This window comes from Rhodanobacter sp. DHG33 (genome assembly GCF_014843005.1).
Taxonomy (GTDB): domain Bacteria; phylum Pseudomonadota; class Gammaproteobacteria; order Xanthomonadales; family Rhodanobacteraceae; genus Rhodanobacter_A.
Genome location: NZ_JACYXM010000002.1, coordinates 158,371 through 174,037, shown reverse-complemented (window position 1 = coordinate 174,037; position 15,667 = coordinate 158,371). Strand labels below are relative to the sequence as shown.

At 64.4% G+C, this 15,667-nt stretch carries 13 protein-coding genes; 7 read left to right on the top strand and 6 right to left on the bottom strand.

Annotated features, from left to right (window positions below; genetic code table 11):
- Positions 1-37: 37 nt before the first annotated feature.
- Positions 38-1,069, top strand: coding sequence for a hypothetical protein (locus tag IHE46_RS03730; RefSeq protein WP_192163290.1), 1,032 nt, complete (start codon positions 38-40; stop codon positions 1,067-1,069).
- Here IHE46_RS03730 and IHE46_RS03725 read toward each other — a convergent pair.
- The gene (locus tag IHE46_RS03725; protein WP_192163289.1) at positions 1,047-1,841 is read right to left on the bottom strand and encodes a thymidylate synthase; all 795 of its coding nucleotides are present in this window, start codon (positions 1,839-1,841) and stop codon (positions 1,047-1,049) included. The two genes, IHE46_RS03730 and IHE46_RS03725, sit on opposite strands and share 23 nt — an antisense overlap.
- A complete protein-coding gene (gene lgt, locus IHE46_RS03720) occupies positions 1,838-2,740 on the bottom strand; it encodes a prolipoprotein diacylglyceryl transferase (protein WP_192163288.1) in 903 nt (300 codons plus the stop codon). Before lgt ends, IHE46_RS03725 begins: the two co-directional genes overlap by 4 nt.
- A gap of 149 nt (positions 2,741-2,889) precedes the next feature.
- Between lgt and IHE46_RS03715 the strand changes: the two genes are divergently transcribed.
- The gene (locus IHE46_RS03715) at positions 2,890-4,839 is read left to right on the top strand and encodes a S9 family peptidase (protein WP_192163287.1); all 1,950 of its coding nucleotides are present in this window, start codon (positions 2,890-2,892) and stop codon (positions 4,837-4,839) included.
- A 341-nt stretch (positions 4,840-5,180) separates the two neighbouring features.
- Positions 5,181-8,102: a TonB-dependent receptor gene (locus IHE46_RS03710; RefSeq protein ID WP_225562782.1), complete on the top strand. Its 2,922-nt coding sequence runs from the start codon at positions 5,181-5,183 to the stop codon at positions 8,100-8,102.
- A 159-nt stretch (positions 8,103-8,261) separates the two neighbouring features.
- Here IHE46_RS03710 and IHE46_RS03705 read toward each other — a convergent pair whose 3' ends face one another.
- From IHE46_RS03705 to IHE46_RS03690, 4 genes are all read right to left on the bottom strand, one after another.
- Positions 8,262-8,765, bottom strand: coding sequence for a TPM domain-containing protein (locus tag IHE46_RS03705; RefSeq protein WP_192163285.1), 504 nt, complete (start codon positions 8,763-8,765; stop codon positions 8,262-8,264).
- A 1-nt stretch (position 8,766) separates the two neighbouring features.
- Positions 8,767-9,666, bottom strand: a complete 900-nt coding sequence (locus IHE46_RS03700) for a TPM domain-containing protein (RefSeq protein WP_192163284.1) — start codon at positions 9,664-9,666, stop codon at positions 8,767-8,769.
- Position 9,667: 1 nt separating this feature from the next.
- The gene (locus tag IHE46_RS03695; RefSeq protein ID WP_192163283.1) at positions 9,668-10,288 is read right to left on the bottom strand and encodes a LemA family protein; all 621 of its coding nucleotides are present in this window, start codon (positions 10,286-10,288) and stop codon (positions 9,668-9,670) included.
- A gap of 64 nt (positions 10,289-10,352) precedes the next feature.
- Positions 10,353-10,721 (bottom strand): diacylglycerol kinase, encoded by a 369-nt coding sequence (locus IHE46_RS03690; RefSeq protein ID WP_192163282.1) that lies wholly within the window; start codon positions 10,719-10,721, stop codon positions 10,353-10,355.
- A gap of 210 nt (positions 10,722-10,931) precedes the next feature.
- On the opposite strand from IHE46_RS03690, the gene IHE46_RS03685 reads away from it, so the two are divergent.
- From IHE46_RS03685 to IHE46_RS03670, 4 genes are read left to right on the top strand one after another with little or no spacing between them, the layout of a single operon-like run.
- Positions 10,932-12,479, top strand: coding sequence for an oligopeptide:H+ symporter (locus tag IHE46_RS03685; RefSeq protein WP_192163281.1), 1,548 nt, complete (start codon positions 10,932-10,934; stop codon positions 12,477-12,479).
- Between the two features lie 55 nt (positions 12,480-12,534).
- On the top strand, positions 12,535-13,803 hold the full coding sequence (locus IHE46_RS03680; protein ID WP_192163280.1) for an ATP-binding protein: 1,269 nt from the start codon (positions 12,535-12,537) through the stop codon (positions 13,801-13,803).
- A gap of 60 nt (positions 13,804-13,863) precedes the next feature.
- Positions 13,864-14,454, top strand: a complete 591-nt coding sequence (locus IHE46_RS03675) for a response regulator transcription factor (RefSeq protein ID WP_192163279.1) — start codon at positions 13,864-13,866, stop codon at positions 14,452-14,454.
- A gap of 32 nt (positions 14,455-14,486) precedes the next feature.
- Positions 14,487-15,656, top strand: coding sequence for a sialidase family protein (locus IHE46_RS03670; RefSeq protein ID WP_192163278.1), 1,170 nt, complete (start codon positions 14,487-14,489; stop codon positions 15,654-15,656).
- The last annotated feature ends 11 nt before the right edge of the window (positions 15,657-15,667 follow it).

Below are 15,667 nucleotides of genomic sequence, written 5' to 3'. Positions count from 1 at the left end.
TGACCGCACATTGTAGCCATTTGGGGGGACGAGGAGCATGGCGATCATCATGGGAATTCTGGCCACCGCACTGGCCACGACACCGGCGGCTGCACCGTCCGCCACTGCACGGGTGCTGCCTACGGTGTACGAAGCGGGGCACTTTTACGCGGTGCCGGAGACGGTGGATGGGCAGAAACTGAGGCTGATAGTGGATACCGGCGGTGGCGGCGGCGCGATCCGCCTGTACTGGGTCACCGCCGAGACTGCAGATCGGCTGCATCTGAAAACCCATACGTGCAAGCTCGACGACGGCTCCGCCACGGTAGCCGAGTTGCCCGAATACAAACCGAACCTGGGTCTGCCACCGCCAACATCGGGCCCTTGCGGCAAGGGGCTAATGGTCCAGGACGTTTCCAGAAATCCTTCTTGGAATGCCCACGACAGCGGCCAATTCAGCGGCAGCTACATGTATTCACAAGGCATCTGGACCTTCGACTATCCTCAGCGGCGCCTTGTGCTGCAAGGCCAACCATGGCGCCCCGATTCTGAAGCCCATGCGACACACCTTGGATTCCAACGCGACGATCAGGGGCGTGCGACCCTCGGCTATCCCCGCATCGTCATCCATGTCGATGGCCAGCCGCTGGACATGCTGCTCGATACTGGCGCCACTGCCCATCCAACCGCCGAAGGCGAGCAAGCCACCGACACACCCACGGTCAACGGCATCGGCGTGACCAGCTACATCACCACCAGCGTATTCAACCGTTGGCACCAGGCACACGCCAACTGGCGCGTCGTGACGAATGGCGACGATTACTTCGGGCCCAAACATCCCATGCGCTTGATCGAAGTGCCCAAGGTGGAAATCGCCGGGTGGTCGGTGGGGCCGGTTTGGTTCACCGAACGCCCCGACGCTCCCTTTCATGGAATGATGTCAAGCTTGATGGACAAGCAAGTCGAGGGCTCTGTCGGCGCCAATGTCTTCCAGCACTTCGTGATGACGCTGGACTATCCGGGCGAGAAAGCTTGGTTCCGCTGCGCGACCGGCTGCAAACCCGCCGCTACACCGCCACCGGCGCCTTGATCGCCGGGTACGGGTCGTACTCCTCGATGGCGATGTCCTCGTAGCGGAAATCCTCCAGCGCACGCACCCCAGGGGTCAGCACCAGGCGCGGCAAAGGGCGCGGTTTGCGGGTCAGCTGCAGCCGCGCCTGCTCGACGTGGTTGCTGTACAGATGCGCGTCGCCCAGCGTATGCACGAAGTCACCCACGCCCAGCCCGCAGACCTGCGCCACCATGTGGGTGAGCAGCGCATAGCTGGCGATGTTGAACGGCACGCCGAGGAAGATGTCGCCGGAGCGCTGGTAGAGCTGGCAGCTCAGCTTGCCGTCCGCCACGTAGAACTGGAACAGCGAATGGCAGGGCATCAGCGCCATCTTCGGCAGCTCGCCCACGTTCCATGCGCTGACGATCAGCCGGCGCGAATCCGGGTTGCGCCTGATCTCGTCCACCACCCAGCGGATCTGGTCCACCGCTTCGCCGTCGGCGGCAGGCCATGCGCGCCACTGCTTGCCGTAGACCGGGCCGAGGTCGCCGTCGGCATCGGCCCATTCGTCCCAGATGCTGACGCCGTGTTCCTTGAGGTAGGCGATGTTGGTGTCGCCTTTCAGGAACCAGATCAATTCGTGGATGATGGATTTGAGGTGCAGCTTCTTGGTGGTGACCAGCGGAAAACCTTCCGCGAGATCGAAGCGCATCTGCCAGCCGAACACGCTGCGCGTACCGGTGCCGGTGCGGTCGGCCTTCTCGGTGCCGTGCTCGAGAACGTGGCGCAGCAGATCGAGGTAGGCCTTCATTTGGCGTCCTTCGCAGGCATCGCCACGTCGTACAGCCGCAGTGTGGGCGCCTTGCGCGACAGCCACAGCAGCCACAGGCCCACGGCGATCAGCGGCAGCGAGAGGATCTGCCCCATCGTGAGCCAGCCGAAGGCAAGATAGCCGAGCTGGATGTCGGGCAGGCGCACGAACTCCACCGCGAAACGGAAGCAGCCGTACATCAGCGCGAACAAGCCGGAAACGAGGTAACGCGGCCGCGGCTTCATCGACACCAGCCACAGCACGGCGAACATCACCACGCCTTCCAGCGCCAGTTCGTACAGCTGCGACGGCTGACGCACGAGTCCGCCAAACTGCTGCAACTGCGCCTGCCACGCCGGGTGCGTGGCGACATAGGTCACGTCGTCGGCATGGGCGTTGGGAAAGATCATGCCCCACGGCAACTGCGTGGGCTTGCCCCACAGTTCGCCGTTGATGAAGTTGCCCAGCCGCCCCAAACCCAGGCCGATCGGCACCAGCGGCGCCACGAAATCCACCGTGTCGAAGAAGTGCAGCTGCTGCCTGCGCGACCACCACAGCCCCGCCACCAGCACGCCGAGCAGGCCGCCGTGGAAGCTCATGCCGCCGTCCCATACGCGGAACAGCGCCAGCGGATCGGTCCAGATCCAGCGCGGACCGCCCGCGTAATAGAACAGCATGTAGCCCACGCGCCCGCCCACGATCACGCCCATCATGGCGTAGAAGAACAGGTCGCTCAGCGCCTCCCGCGTCACCGGCAGGCGTCCCCGCCGCCGCCGGTACTCGCCCAGCAGTGCGCCGCTGAAGAAACCGACCAGGTACATCAGTCCGTACCAGTGCACCTGCACCGGTCCGAGGTGGAAGGCGACGGGGTTGATCTCGACGACGAAAGGAAGCGTCATGCGGTGCGATTTTTCAGGCAAACGATGCCCGCCAGTGTAGCGGGACACGCCCCGCTCCGCCGGCTACACTGCCAGCCACCCGGTCAGCGATGGTGCAGGGGCGCCACCGCAGCGGGACACACAATCAGGGGAGAGCAAGGATGATGTCGATGCGCAAGTTGCATGTCGCGCTGGTCGCGGCGTGCCTGTGTCTGCCGGCCGCCGCGGCCACGGCGGATCTGATTCCGGTGGAAACCTTCGCCCGCCACGCCAATATGTCGATGCCACGGCTGTCGCCCGACGGCAAGCACATTGCGTTGCGCGTGGACGACGGCAGCGACCATGCGCTGGTGGTCTACGCGGTGGACGACATGAGCCATCCGCTCAGCATGCTGCGCATGCCCGTCAATGAAGTGCCGGCCGACATGTATTGGGTCAGCTCGACCCGCCTGGTCGTGGAAAAGGGCAAACAGTTCGGCTCCATCGACGAACCCCAGCGCACTGGCGAAATCCTCGCCACTGACGTCGATGGAAGACACCAGGACTACCTGTTCGGTTACCAGTCCGGCTACGGCACCCGCAGCGACACCCGCCAGGGGGACGATGGCTGGGGCGAAGTGGACGGCTTGCCCGACAAGGCCAACAACCACTTCTACCTGGGCGCCCATCCGTGGAATGACGACAACCGCGACCGCAGCCAGATTTACGACATCGATGCAGTGAAAAACGTGCGTCACCTGATTGGCGATATCGGCGTGGGCCAAATGAGCTTCCTGGTAGACCCTGATGGCAAGGTGGGTTTCGCCTACGGCACCGACAACAACTTCGATTACGTGGCTTACCGGTTCATTGCCGGGCGCTGGGCTCAATTGCAGGCCGGCAAATACTTCGCTCCGTTCGCCACCGCATCTGATCGCCAGCACGTCTACGCCTTTTACAGCGCCCACGGCGGCCCCGACCAGTTGATCGAGCAAAGCCTCGATGGCGCCGACCGCAAGGTGCTGGCCCAGGACGATTTCGGCAGCGTCCACAATGTGCAGTGGACCGCCCCGCCACTGCAGCCGTTCGCGGTGATCACGGCCACTGGCACGCCACGCGCGATCTATGTGGACCCCAACCTCCCGGCGGCCAAGCTTTACATGGCGATCAGCCAGAAATTTCCCGGCGAGTTCGTTGACTTCATCAATTTCAGCGAAGACGGCCACGAACTGCTGTTCAGCGTGCGCAGCGACCGCGACCCGGGAACCTATTACCTGATCGACACCGAACACTACAAAGTGGTCAGGCTCTTCCAAAGCGCGCCATGGATCGATCCGGCCAAGATGGCCGAGCGCGTACCGATGCGCTTCAAGGCCAGTGACGGCACGGAGCTGGAGGCCATCCTCACCGTGCCGAACGGCGGGTCGATGAACAACCTGCCGATGGTGCTGCTGCCGCACGGCGGTCCGCACGGCGTCAGCGACGGCTGGTTCTTCGACGGCGACGCGCAGTTCCTCGCCAGCCGCGGCTATCTCGTGTTGCAGGTGAACTACCGCGGCTCAGGCAGTCGGGGCTCCGATTTCGTGCAGGCGGGTTACCTCAAGTGGGGCACCCGCATCCAACAGGATCTGATCGACGGCGTGAAGTGGGCCGAGCAACAGCAATACGCCGATCCCAACCGCGTCTGCGTGTACGGCGGGAGCTTCGGCGGCTACTCCGCGCTGATGTCGGTGATCCGCGCGCCCAAGCTGTTCAAGTGCGCGATCGGCTACGCCGGCGTCTACGACCTGGCGATGATGTACAAGAAAGGCAGCATCGGCGCGGACACCTTGGGCAAGAACTACCTCACCGCCGTAATCGGCAAGGACGACGCCGCACTCGCGGCCAACTCGCCCGACAAGCTGGCCGACCAGATCGACGTGCCCGTACTGCTGATCCACGGCGAGGCCGACGAGCGCGTGCCGTTCGCCCAGGCCAAGGCCATGCGCGCCGCGCTGGACGCCGCCCACAAGCCCTACGAATGGATGAGCAAGTCTGGCGAAGGCCACGGCTTCTATACGGAGGCCAACAACGTGGATCGCCTGAACCTCATGCAGACGTTTCTGGACAAATACATCGGCAAAGGAACGGCAACACCCTGACCTACAAGCCTCATTTGGAACTGAAGCGGACCCCTCAAGGGTCCGCTTTTTTTTGCGAAATAAGGCGTTATGAAATTGTTGACTGTCATAATTTCTTGCTATAGCTTCACAATTTCTTGCGAGACGGATTGGGTTCTGCAAGAGCCTTGCCCTCCGGCACCCGCCACTAGCAAGAGAACTTGAACGTCTTCCGTTTTCTTCATAGATCACTGTTTTCAAAGAACAAATGATCGAATCAACAACTTTCGCGCAACCATCATTTGGGGAGCTTGATGATGATCAACAATCACACTCGGCACGGGACCACCTACCGCCGAACCACCCTTGCTCTGGCACTAGGCATGGGCTTCAGCGGTCTGGCTTTCGGCCAGGCCACCACGGGTAACATTTTCGGCCAGGCGCCTGCGGGCGATACCGTGGTAGCGACAAGTGCAACTGGCGTACAACGTTCCGTCACGGTGGGTGCAGACGGTCGCTACACCATCAACAGCCTGCCGGTCGGCAGCTACTCGGTATCGCTGCAAAAGGATGGCCACGAGGTCAGCTCGCGCACGGATGTCACGATCCAGGTAAGCGCAGGCACCGATGTCTCCTTCTCTTCCGCTAAAAGCCTCGAGAGCGTCACCGTTACCGCCAATGCGCTGCCGGCGATCGACGTCACCAGCGTCGACTCGCGCACGGTGATTACCGCTCAACAGCTCAAGACCCTGCCAGTGGCCCGTTCGGCGGAAGCCATTGCCCTGCTGGCGCCGGGTGCGACCCAGGGCAGCAGCTTCTTTACCGGACCGACCGGCAATGCACTGGTGTCTTTCGGTGGCGCATCGGTTACGGAGAACGCCTACTACATCAACGGCATGAACGTTACCGACCCGCTGAACGGTGAGGGTGGCATTGATCTGCCATACGGCTCGATCGAGCAGCAGGAAACCCTGACGGGCGGTTACAGCGCGGCCTATGGTCGTTCCGATGGTGGCGTCATCAGCCAGGTCGGCAAACGCGGCACCAACGAATGGCATTTCGGTGCCCAAGCCTTGTGGACGCCCACCAGCCTACGCTCCGATCCCAAGAGCATCTACAACCCGGCCACCGGCAAGATCTACCAGTACCGCAACGACAACAAGGGTTGGAACACCACCTACGACGCTTACATCGGCGGCCCGCTGATCCAGGACAAGCTGTTCCTGTTCGCCTCGCTGGAAGCTTCGAAGTCGAAGGACACGCTCGTTTCCACGGCCTCGTCCAACACTGCATACAAGCGCAGCTTCCACGATCCGAAGTGGTACACGAAGCTTGACTGGAACATCAACGAGAGCAACATCGTCGAATTGACGGCTGCCTCCACCAAGCATCAGTACAACGGCGACGTCTACGCCTACAACACCCGCACCACCACCATGGGTGACCTTGAAGGCACCGACACGGGCACCAAGACGTCGGCCCAGATGTGGATTGCGAAGTACACCAGTTATATCACCGATAACCTGACGCTTTCTGCCCAGTACGGCAAACAGAAGACTCAGCTGTTCACTTCGGCTGGCGCCAGCATCGATCCTTCGATCATTCCGATCGCGGGTGCGGATAGTGAAAATCCGGCATACACGGGCGGCACACCCATCACCAATTCGCAGATCTCGGGCACCATCGGCGATCCCGCACACCAGACCAAGGGCGCGAATTACCGCGTCGACCTGACCTATGTGCTGGGCGATCACACGATCACGGCGGGTATCGACAACCAGCGTACCCAGGATCTGCATGACGGTGACTACATCCCTGCCGGCTACAACTGGGAATACGGCAAAGTCGCCCCGGGCTCGAATATCAGCCAGACCCCGTCGGGCGAGATGCAGGTGGACACGCCGTCCAACTATCCCGGCGGCGCCCAGGGCTATTACGTGGATCGTTACGAGTACAAGACCGCGGCCTCGGTCCGTGTGGAGCAGCGCGCCCAGTACATCGAGGACTCCTGGCAGGTCAATGATCGCTGGCTGCTGAAGCTGGGCCTGCGCAACGACCAGTTCACCAACTTCAACAGCAACGGCCAGCCCTATATCCGGCAGACCAAGCCGCAATGGGCCCCTCGCCTCGGTTTCAGCTGGGACGTGAATGGCGACTCCACCTTCCGTGTCTACGGCAATGCCGGCCGCTACTACCTTGCGCTGCCGACCAGCGTGGCCCTGCGTGGCGCATCGGGTTCGCTGTTCACCCGTACCTACTACACCTACACCGGCATCAATGCGAGCGGCTATCCGACGGGTCTGACCCCGATCAATACGGTCAACGGACCGGGGCAGCCGTATTCCGAGAATCTCGAATACGGCCAATCGCCGGACCCGAAGACGGTCACCGCCAAGTCGCTCACCGCGCAGTATCAGGACGAATACATCCTGGGCTTCGACAAACAGCTCACCAGCGAGTGGACCTACGGCGCCAAGGCGGTCTATCGCAGCCTGAAGAACGAGATCGACGACACCTGCCAGATCGAGCTGTTCACGGAGAAAGCTCTGGCTGCCGGGCTTGATCCCTCGAACTTGCGTGGCTGCTATTTCTTCAATCCAGGCCGCGCGGCCACCTTCACCATTCCTGATGGCAAGGGCGGCTACGGTGAAATCCACCTGAGCAACGACGAACTGGGCTTCCAGCACGCAAAGCGCAACTACTACGCCCTCAATCTCTACCTCAACCACCCGTTTGACGGGAAATGGTGGGGCCGCGTCGACTACACGTTCTCGCGCAGCTACGGCAACACCGAAGGCCAGGTGAAGTCGGACACCGGTCAGGCCGATATCTCGGCAACGCAGGACTGGGATTATCCGTCGCTGATGGAATATGCGAATGGCCTCCTGCACAACGACCACAAGCACCAGCTTAAGGTGCTCGGCGGCTACCAAATCACGCCGGAGTGGAATGTGTCGGGCGTCATCTCGATGGTCTCGGGTGCGCCGTATGATTGCCTGGGCGCCTATGGCCCGAACGGTACCTATCCGGCCTATGCAGGTCCGTACTACCACTGGTGCAGTGGCAAGCCGGTGCCAGCCGGCTCGGCGGGCCGACTGCCTTGGCAGAAGGTCGTATCGTTCAACGTGGAATATCGCCCAGCGTTTGCCGGCAACAAGCTGGCCTTCAACGCCGATGTGTTCAACGTGTTCAACTCGCAGCAGCCGACCTACATCTACGAGTACCAGAATGCGGGTCAGTTCGGCCGTGTCCGCGGTTACACCACGCCGCGTTACGTGCGGCTTGGCGTCACGTACGACTTCTAACTACAGTTCTAGCTAGTGAAAGCAATGGCGCTGGGAGCGATCCCGGCGCCATTTTTTTGGTGCTTGTCCTCAAGAAGCCGACCGTCCGGCGGCGATGCGCCAAAGCCCTGACATGATCAGGCAGCGAGCGTCGGATACATTCGGATACGAGATGTCGGATCAGAGCAGTACTGGCCGATCCGGCAGCTCGTCCTGCCGCGGCGTGCCATCGGCGGGAAAGTGGCGTTCGAGCAAGTCATGCACAGCCTCGATGCCGCGCAGGCTGCCTTCGCGCCACTGGCCGCGCGCATAGGCTTCGCGCATGTGGCCGCAGACGGCAGCCCACTCGCCGGGCGACACGTGACGGGCGATGCCCCGGTCGGCAACGATCTCGATGCGGCGCTCGGCCAGCAGCACGTAGATCAGCACGCCGTTGTTGTGTTCGGTATCCCACACGTGCAGGTGATCGAACACCTGCCTGGCGCGCGCGGGGGCATCGAGTCCGGCAAGCACGGCCAGCGGCGACAGGCGCGCTTCCACGGCAACGCGAACCTCGCCCAAGTGACGGCGTTCGCCCGCCGCAACCACAGTGGCGATTTCGTCGAGCAAACCGGCGGGGAAACGCCGGTGCATCTGGAACCAGCCTTCGCCGAGATTCATCAACAGGCGCTGCAGTCCGGCCATGTCACCAGCTCCCCGAAGCGCCGCCGCCGTTGAAGCTGCCGCCGCCACCGCTGAAGCCGCCGCCTCCACCGAAACCGCCGCCGCCGAAGCCGCCGCCTCCAAAACCGCCGCCGCCCCAGCCTCCGAAACCGCCCCAGCCGCCGCCACCGATGGAACGCCCGGCGCCGGCTGGCAGCAACATCAGCAGGCCGCCCACGATGCCGCCGAAGATCCCCATGCCGACGGAGGCCATCAGCCAGAACAGGCCGCCGATGACGAGTGCGCCAAGCGGTGCGCGCACGATGGCATGCGCGCGCCCCAGCATGCCGCGCAGGAAGAGCCACGCGAAGAATCCCACGGTAAGCAGGCCCTGCAGGTCCAACCCGCGCTGCTCGTGTGGCGCGCCTTGCACGGGCGGCGGCAGCGACTCGCCATCGATGAGCAGCGTCAGCGCGCCCACCGCATCGGTGATGCCGCCGTAGTAGTCGCCACTGCGGAACTTCGGCGCGATGTACTCGCGGATGATGCGCGCGCTGGCCGCGTCGGGAATCGCCCCTTCCAGCCCCGCTCCCACCTCGATGCGCACCTGGCGGTCGTCCTTGGCGACCAGCAGCAGCACGCCGTCGTCGATGCCCTTGCGGCCCACCTTGTTCGTCATCGACACGTCCAGAGAATAGGCATCGATGTCCTGCGGCTGGGTGCTTCCCACCATCAGCACCACGAGCTGCGCGCCCTTGGATTTCTCCAGCGCCGCCAGTTGCTCGTCGAGCTGATCCACCTGCTGCGCGCTCAGCGTGCCGGTAAGGTCGGTGACGTGCCGCGCCAATTTCGGCACGGCCACATCGGCATGCAGCAAGGCCGGCAGCAGCAGTACCGCTGCCAGCAGCCACGCCCTCCAGGCCCACGGACGGCGCGAGGTCATCTCAATGCGCCGAGGCGGCAGGTGCCGGCGCGGCACCGCCGAAGTCGACCTTGGGCGCGCTGGAAATCGCCTGCTCGTTCTGCACACTGAAGTTCGGCTTCACGGTGTAGCCGAACATCTTGGCGGTGAGGTTGTTCGGGAAGGTGCGGATCATCGAGTTGTAATCCTGCACCGACTGGACGTAACGCTGGCGCGCCACGGTGATGCGGTTCTCGGTGCCTTCCAGCTGCGCCTGCAGGTTCTGGAACAGGCCGTCGGCCTTGAGCGTCGGATAGTTCTCGCTCACCGCCATCAGGCGCGACAGCGCATTGCCGAGCTCGCCTTGGGCGGCCTGGAATTTCGCCAGCGCAGCAGGGTCGTTAGCCAGCTCGGGGGTTACCTGGATGCTGCCCACCTTGGCACGTGCGTTGGCCACCTGGGTGAATACCTGCTCTTCGTGCTGGGCATAGCCCTTCACCGTGGCGACCAGGTTGGGCACCAGGTCGGCGCGGCGCTGGTACTGGTTGAGCACTTCCGACCATGCGGCCTTGACCGCCTCGTCCTGGCGCTGCATGGCGTTGTAGCCGCAACCGCTGATTCCTATGGCGAGCAGCAACAGCACGAGATTGCGCAGCAGTTTCATGGCGGGTCTCCGTTCCGGTGATGAGGAAGCATTGCAGCACCCCGGACATGGCGGCGCAATCGACCTAGCGCAAGCCCAGCACCAGCCCCCAGCTGAGCACCGTCAGCACCATCAGCAGGAACACGGCGGCCGAGCCCATGTCTTTGGCGCGGCCGGCAAGCTCGTGGAATTCGGGGCTGACCTTGTCCACCACGGCCTCGATGGCGGAGTTGAGCAGTTCGGCGGACAGCACCAGGAAAGCCGGCGCCACCAGGGCGAGCTTCTCCAGCGCCCCCTGCCCCAGCCACAGGCCCAGCGGGATCAGCACCACCGCCAGCATGGCCTCCAGCCGGAACGAGGCCTCGTGCCGCCAGCACGCGCGCAGGCCCAGCATCGACCAGCGGAAGGCGTTCCAGAGTTGGCGCGGATTGCCGCGGAAGCCGGTGCTGGGCATGGGAAGCGAATCTCCGGAACATGTCGCCCGCATGGCGGGATCAGCCGGTGATGATGCCACAGGCCACCGCCAGGCTCCCATCGCATATTGCGCTGCAGCGGGGCCGCCGTGGCGGATGGGGTACGCTTCGTCGGTTTGGCGCCATCCAGCGCCACGACTCGCCGGCCGCGTTCGCGCGGCCGTTGTACTCATCAAGCACGGAACCGTTGTATGGCAACCCAGAATCCCCCCGTTTCGCGAACATGGTCGTTCAGCACCGTTTTCCTGATCGAGATGTGGGAGCGCTTCGGCTTCTACGGCATGCAGGTGCTGATGGTCACCTACATGATGAAAAAGCTGGGTTTCGTCGACACCCGCGCGAACCTGGTATGGGGTGCGGCGGCGGCGCTGATCTATGCCACCCCGGCCATCGGCGGCTGGGTGGGCGACAAGCTGCTCGGCACGCGCCGCACCATGCTGATGGGTGCCGTGATCCTCGCGCTGGGCTACGGCCTGCTGTGGATGCCGTCCGACAGCGCCGGCGCCACCTATTTTGCCCTCGGCGTGATCGTCGTGGGCAACGGCTTCTTCAAGCCCAATGCCGGCAACCTCGTCCGCAAGATCTATGAAGGCGACGAAACGCGCATCGACAGCGCATTCACCATCTACTACATGGCGGTGAACATCGGCTCGATGATCTCCATGACGGCGACGCCGTGGATCCGCGATCATGTCGCCAACGCGTTCGGCGACTCGATGGGCTGGCATACCGCGTTCGGCGCGTGTTCCGTGGGCCTGGTCGCGGGCCTGATCAACTACACCTTCATGCGCCGCATGCTGTCGCATATCGGCTCGCCGGCCGACCAGCGCCCGGTGGACTTCAAGCGCCTCGCCCTGGTGCTGCTGGGCGGCCTGGCCACGGTGTTCATCTCCGCCTTCATCCTGCAGAGCGAAACCGTGGCCAAGTGGTGCGTGTATGGCGCGGGCGTGGTCATCCTGGGCATCTTCGTACACCTGATCCGCAGCAGCCATTCCAGCGAACGCTCCGGCCTCATCGCCGCGCTGGTGCTGACGGTGCAGACCATCTTCTTCTTCATCTTCTACGCGCAGATGGCGACGTCGCTGAACCTGTTCGCGCAGAGGAACGTGAACCTGGATTTCAACCTGCTCGGCTGGCACATCACGTGGATTCCCGAGCAGTACCAGAACCTCAATGCGATCTGGATCGTGATACTCAGTCCGGTGCTGGTGTTCATCTACAACTCGCTCGGCCGCATCGGCAAGGATCCCTCGGTGGCCGCCAAGTTCGCGTGGGGCTTCGCTGCCGTGGCGCTGGGCTTCTTCATGTACGGCTTCGGCGCCAACTGGGCGGTGGACGGCAAGGTTTCGTCCTGGATCATGGTGTGGGGCTACGGCCTCTACTCGCTGGGCGAACTGCTGGTGAGCGGCCTGGGCCTGGCGATGATCGCCCGCTACGTGCCCGAGCGCATGGGCGGCTTCATGATGGGCGCGTACTACGTCGCGGTGGGCATCTCGCAGTACCTGGGCAGCGTGTTGGCCAACATCGCGCACATCCCGGACAACATCACCTCGCCGCTGCAGTCGCTCGCGATCTACACGCACCTGTTCAACATCCTCGGCTTCGTCGGCATCGGCTGCACCGCCGTCGCGCTGGCCATGCTGCCGCTGATGAAGAAGCTGTCGTCCAGCCATGCCGACATGGCGAAGCACGACGAGCCGCTGCCCGCCGTGCGCAGCGAGGAATTCGACACGCCCTGACCGCAGTCCACGGAGCCGCTGCGTGCGGCGGCTCCGTAGCGAGGAACGGCAGCGCATGCCGCATCGTCCCCTCAAGAACCGCATCGGCCCCTTCGCGCTGGCGCGCACGCTGGCCTGGCTGCGCCTGTGCGCCATCGGCGGACAGAGCATCGCCGTGCTGGTCTGCGCGCTGTGGCTGCACCTGCCGATACCGCTGCTGCCGCTGCTGGCCTGCATCGGCCTGCTCTCGGTGTTTGCGGTGTTGGCCGCGTGGCGGCTGAAGCAACCGTGGCCGATACGCGAGCTGGAGACGATTGCCCACATCTGCGTGGACACGCTGGTACTGGGCGTGCTGCTGTACTTCACCGGCGGCGGCAGCAACCCCTTCGTCACCCTGCTGGTGGTGCCTGTCGCCCTGTCGGCCGCGGCGCTGTCCATCAGCACCACTCTCGCGGTGGCCGTCATTGCCGGCACCACCTATCTGCTGCTGATACGTTGGCACGTGCCGCTGCCGATGCTGGGTGGCATGCACGACGACGGCTTCGGGCTGCACGTGGTCGGCATGGGCGTGAACTTCGTCGTCACCGCGCTGCTGCTGGGCTTCTTCATCAACCGGCTGGCGCACGCGTTGCGCATGCAGCAGCTCGCCATGCAGCGCGTGCACGAGCGCGCCTTGCGCGCCGAAGGCATCCTCGCGATCGCCACGCAGGCCGCGGGTGCCGCGCACGAACTCAACACGCCGCTTTCCACCATGCGTACGCTGCTGCCGGAGCTGCGCCGCGAACACGCCGCCGACCATGCGTTGGCCGAGGATCTCGCCCTGCTCGAAAGCCAGGTGGCCCGCTGCCGCGACATCCTGCGCGACATGGTGGCCTTCGGCCAGACCCAGCTTTCGCAGGAACCCGAGCGGCTGGACATGGCGAAATTCCTGCACGGCTGCATCGAACACTTCCAATTGCTGCGCCCCGAAGCGGAACTGGAACTGCGCCTGGATGAAGGCCTCGCGCACATGCCGCTGCGCGTGCCGCCCGGCCTTCGCCATGCCTTGCTGAATCTGCTGCACAACGCCAGCGACGCCTCGGCGCAATGCGATTCGCGCGAAGTGCGGCTGCAGGTCCAGCGCGAAAGCAGCTGGCTGCACTTCGTGGTGATCGACCGCGGCCCCGGCTTCGCCAGCACCGAGGACTACGCCCAGCTTGGCCATACGCAGAAGCTGACCGGCTTGGGCCTGGGCCTGGCTCTCGCCGAAGCCACGGCAGAACGCCTCAACGGCGAACTGCTGGTCCGCAATACCGGCGATGGCGCGGTGGTCTGCCTGCGACTGCCGCTGGCGGCGATTGCCTAGCGGCATTGAGCCGCACCCCCGGCGCGTGCAACCCGCGCCGCCTGCGGCGAAAATACGCGGATGAACGAACCCGCTCCATCCGCCACCGCGCGCCCCTTGCTGCTGGTGGACGACGACGCCACCTTCGTGCGCGTGCTGGGCCGTGCATTGGCCTCGCGCGGTTTCGAGGTGATCTCGGCCACCAACCCCGGCGACGCACTCGCACTCGCGCGCCGCCACCAGCCGCGCCATTGCGTGCTCGATTTGAAACTGGGCGACGAGAACGGCCTGCGGCTGATTCCCGAGCTGCACGGGCTGGTCCCGGACATGTGCATCCTGCTGCTCACCGGCTACGCCTCCATTGCCACCGCGGTGGAGGCAATCAAACGCGGCGCTCACGACTATCTTGCCAAGCCGGTGGATGCCGATGCCGTGGTGCGCGCCCTGCTCGACGGCGAGGGCACCGCGGAAGGCGAGGACGAAGAGCTGCCCGACGCACCCGAGGCTCCGCTGGCGCTGCGTCGGCTGGAGTGGGAACACATCCAGCGCGTGCTCACCGAGTGCGACGGCAACATCTCCGAAACCGCGCGCCGCCTCGGCATGCACCGCCGCACCTTGCAACGCAAGCTGGGCAAGCGCCCGGTGCGCGAACGTCCCCACAGCGACGGCTGACCGCCGCGACCGTGACAACTTCAAGAACCCTCATGCGCAAACTCGCCCTCGCCCTGCTCTGCCTGCTCTCTTTCGCCGTCGCCGCCCATGACATGCCCGGCATGCACATGGCCAGCGGTCCCGGGCTCGGAGCCAGCGCCGCGTTCGATGCCCATGGCCGCCTATGGGTGGTCGACGCCGCGGACGGCCACGTACGCATCCGTCATTCCGACGATCTGGGCAAGACGCTGAGCGCGCCGGTGGACGTCAACGCCGTCGCCGAACCGATCTACGACTCCGGCGAGAACCGGCCGAAGATCGCGTTCGGCCCCAAGGGCGAGTTGTACGTGAGCTGGTCGCAACCGCTGGCGAAACCGTGGTCGGGCTATGTGCGCTTCGCCCGCTCGCTGGACGGTGGCGCGCATTTCTCCGCACCGATCACCGTGCACCATGACCTCGCGGTGATCACCCACCGCTTCGACACGCTGGCGGTGGACGGCCAGGGCCGCGTGGTGCTCGCGTGGATCGACAAGCGCGACCTGGAGGCGGCGAAGGCCAAGGGCCAGCCCTACCTCGGTGCCGCGGTGTTCTACAGCTGGTCGAACGACGAGGGCAAGAGCTTCGTGCCCGAACGCAAGGTCATGGACAACTCCTGCGAGTGCTGCCGCATCACGCTGGCGCGCACGCCGGATGGCGGAATCGCCGCATTCTTCCGCGGCGTGTTCGGCGACAACATCCGCGACCACGCCTATGCCCTGCTGCCTACCGACGGCAGCGCACCTCACGCCGAACGCGCCACCTTCAGCAACTGGCATATCGCCGCCTGTCCGGAACAAGGCCCCGGCCTCGCCATCGGCGACGACGGCACTCGCCATGCGGTGTGGTACGAGGCCAGCCAGGGACCCGCGATCTGGTACGGCCAGCTCGATCCCGGCCATCCGCCGCAACATGCGCTGAAACTCGCCGGCCCCGGCGCCAGCCATGCCGATGTGGCCGCGCACGGCAGCACCGTATGGCTGGCATGGAACCAGGTGGACGCCAAGGGTTATTCGCTGATGTTGCGCGTTTCCCGTGACGGTGGCCTGCACTTCGGCGCGCCGAGCGCCATCGCATCGTCCAGCGCGGCCGTCGGCTCGCCCCAGCTGCTCGTGCTGCAAGACCACGCTTACGTGGCGTGGAACGCCGCCGATGGCTTCCGCCTGATTCCCGCCGAGGCACGCTGATGCGGTGCTCT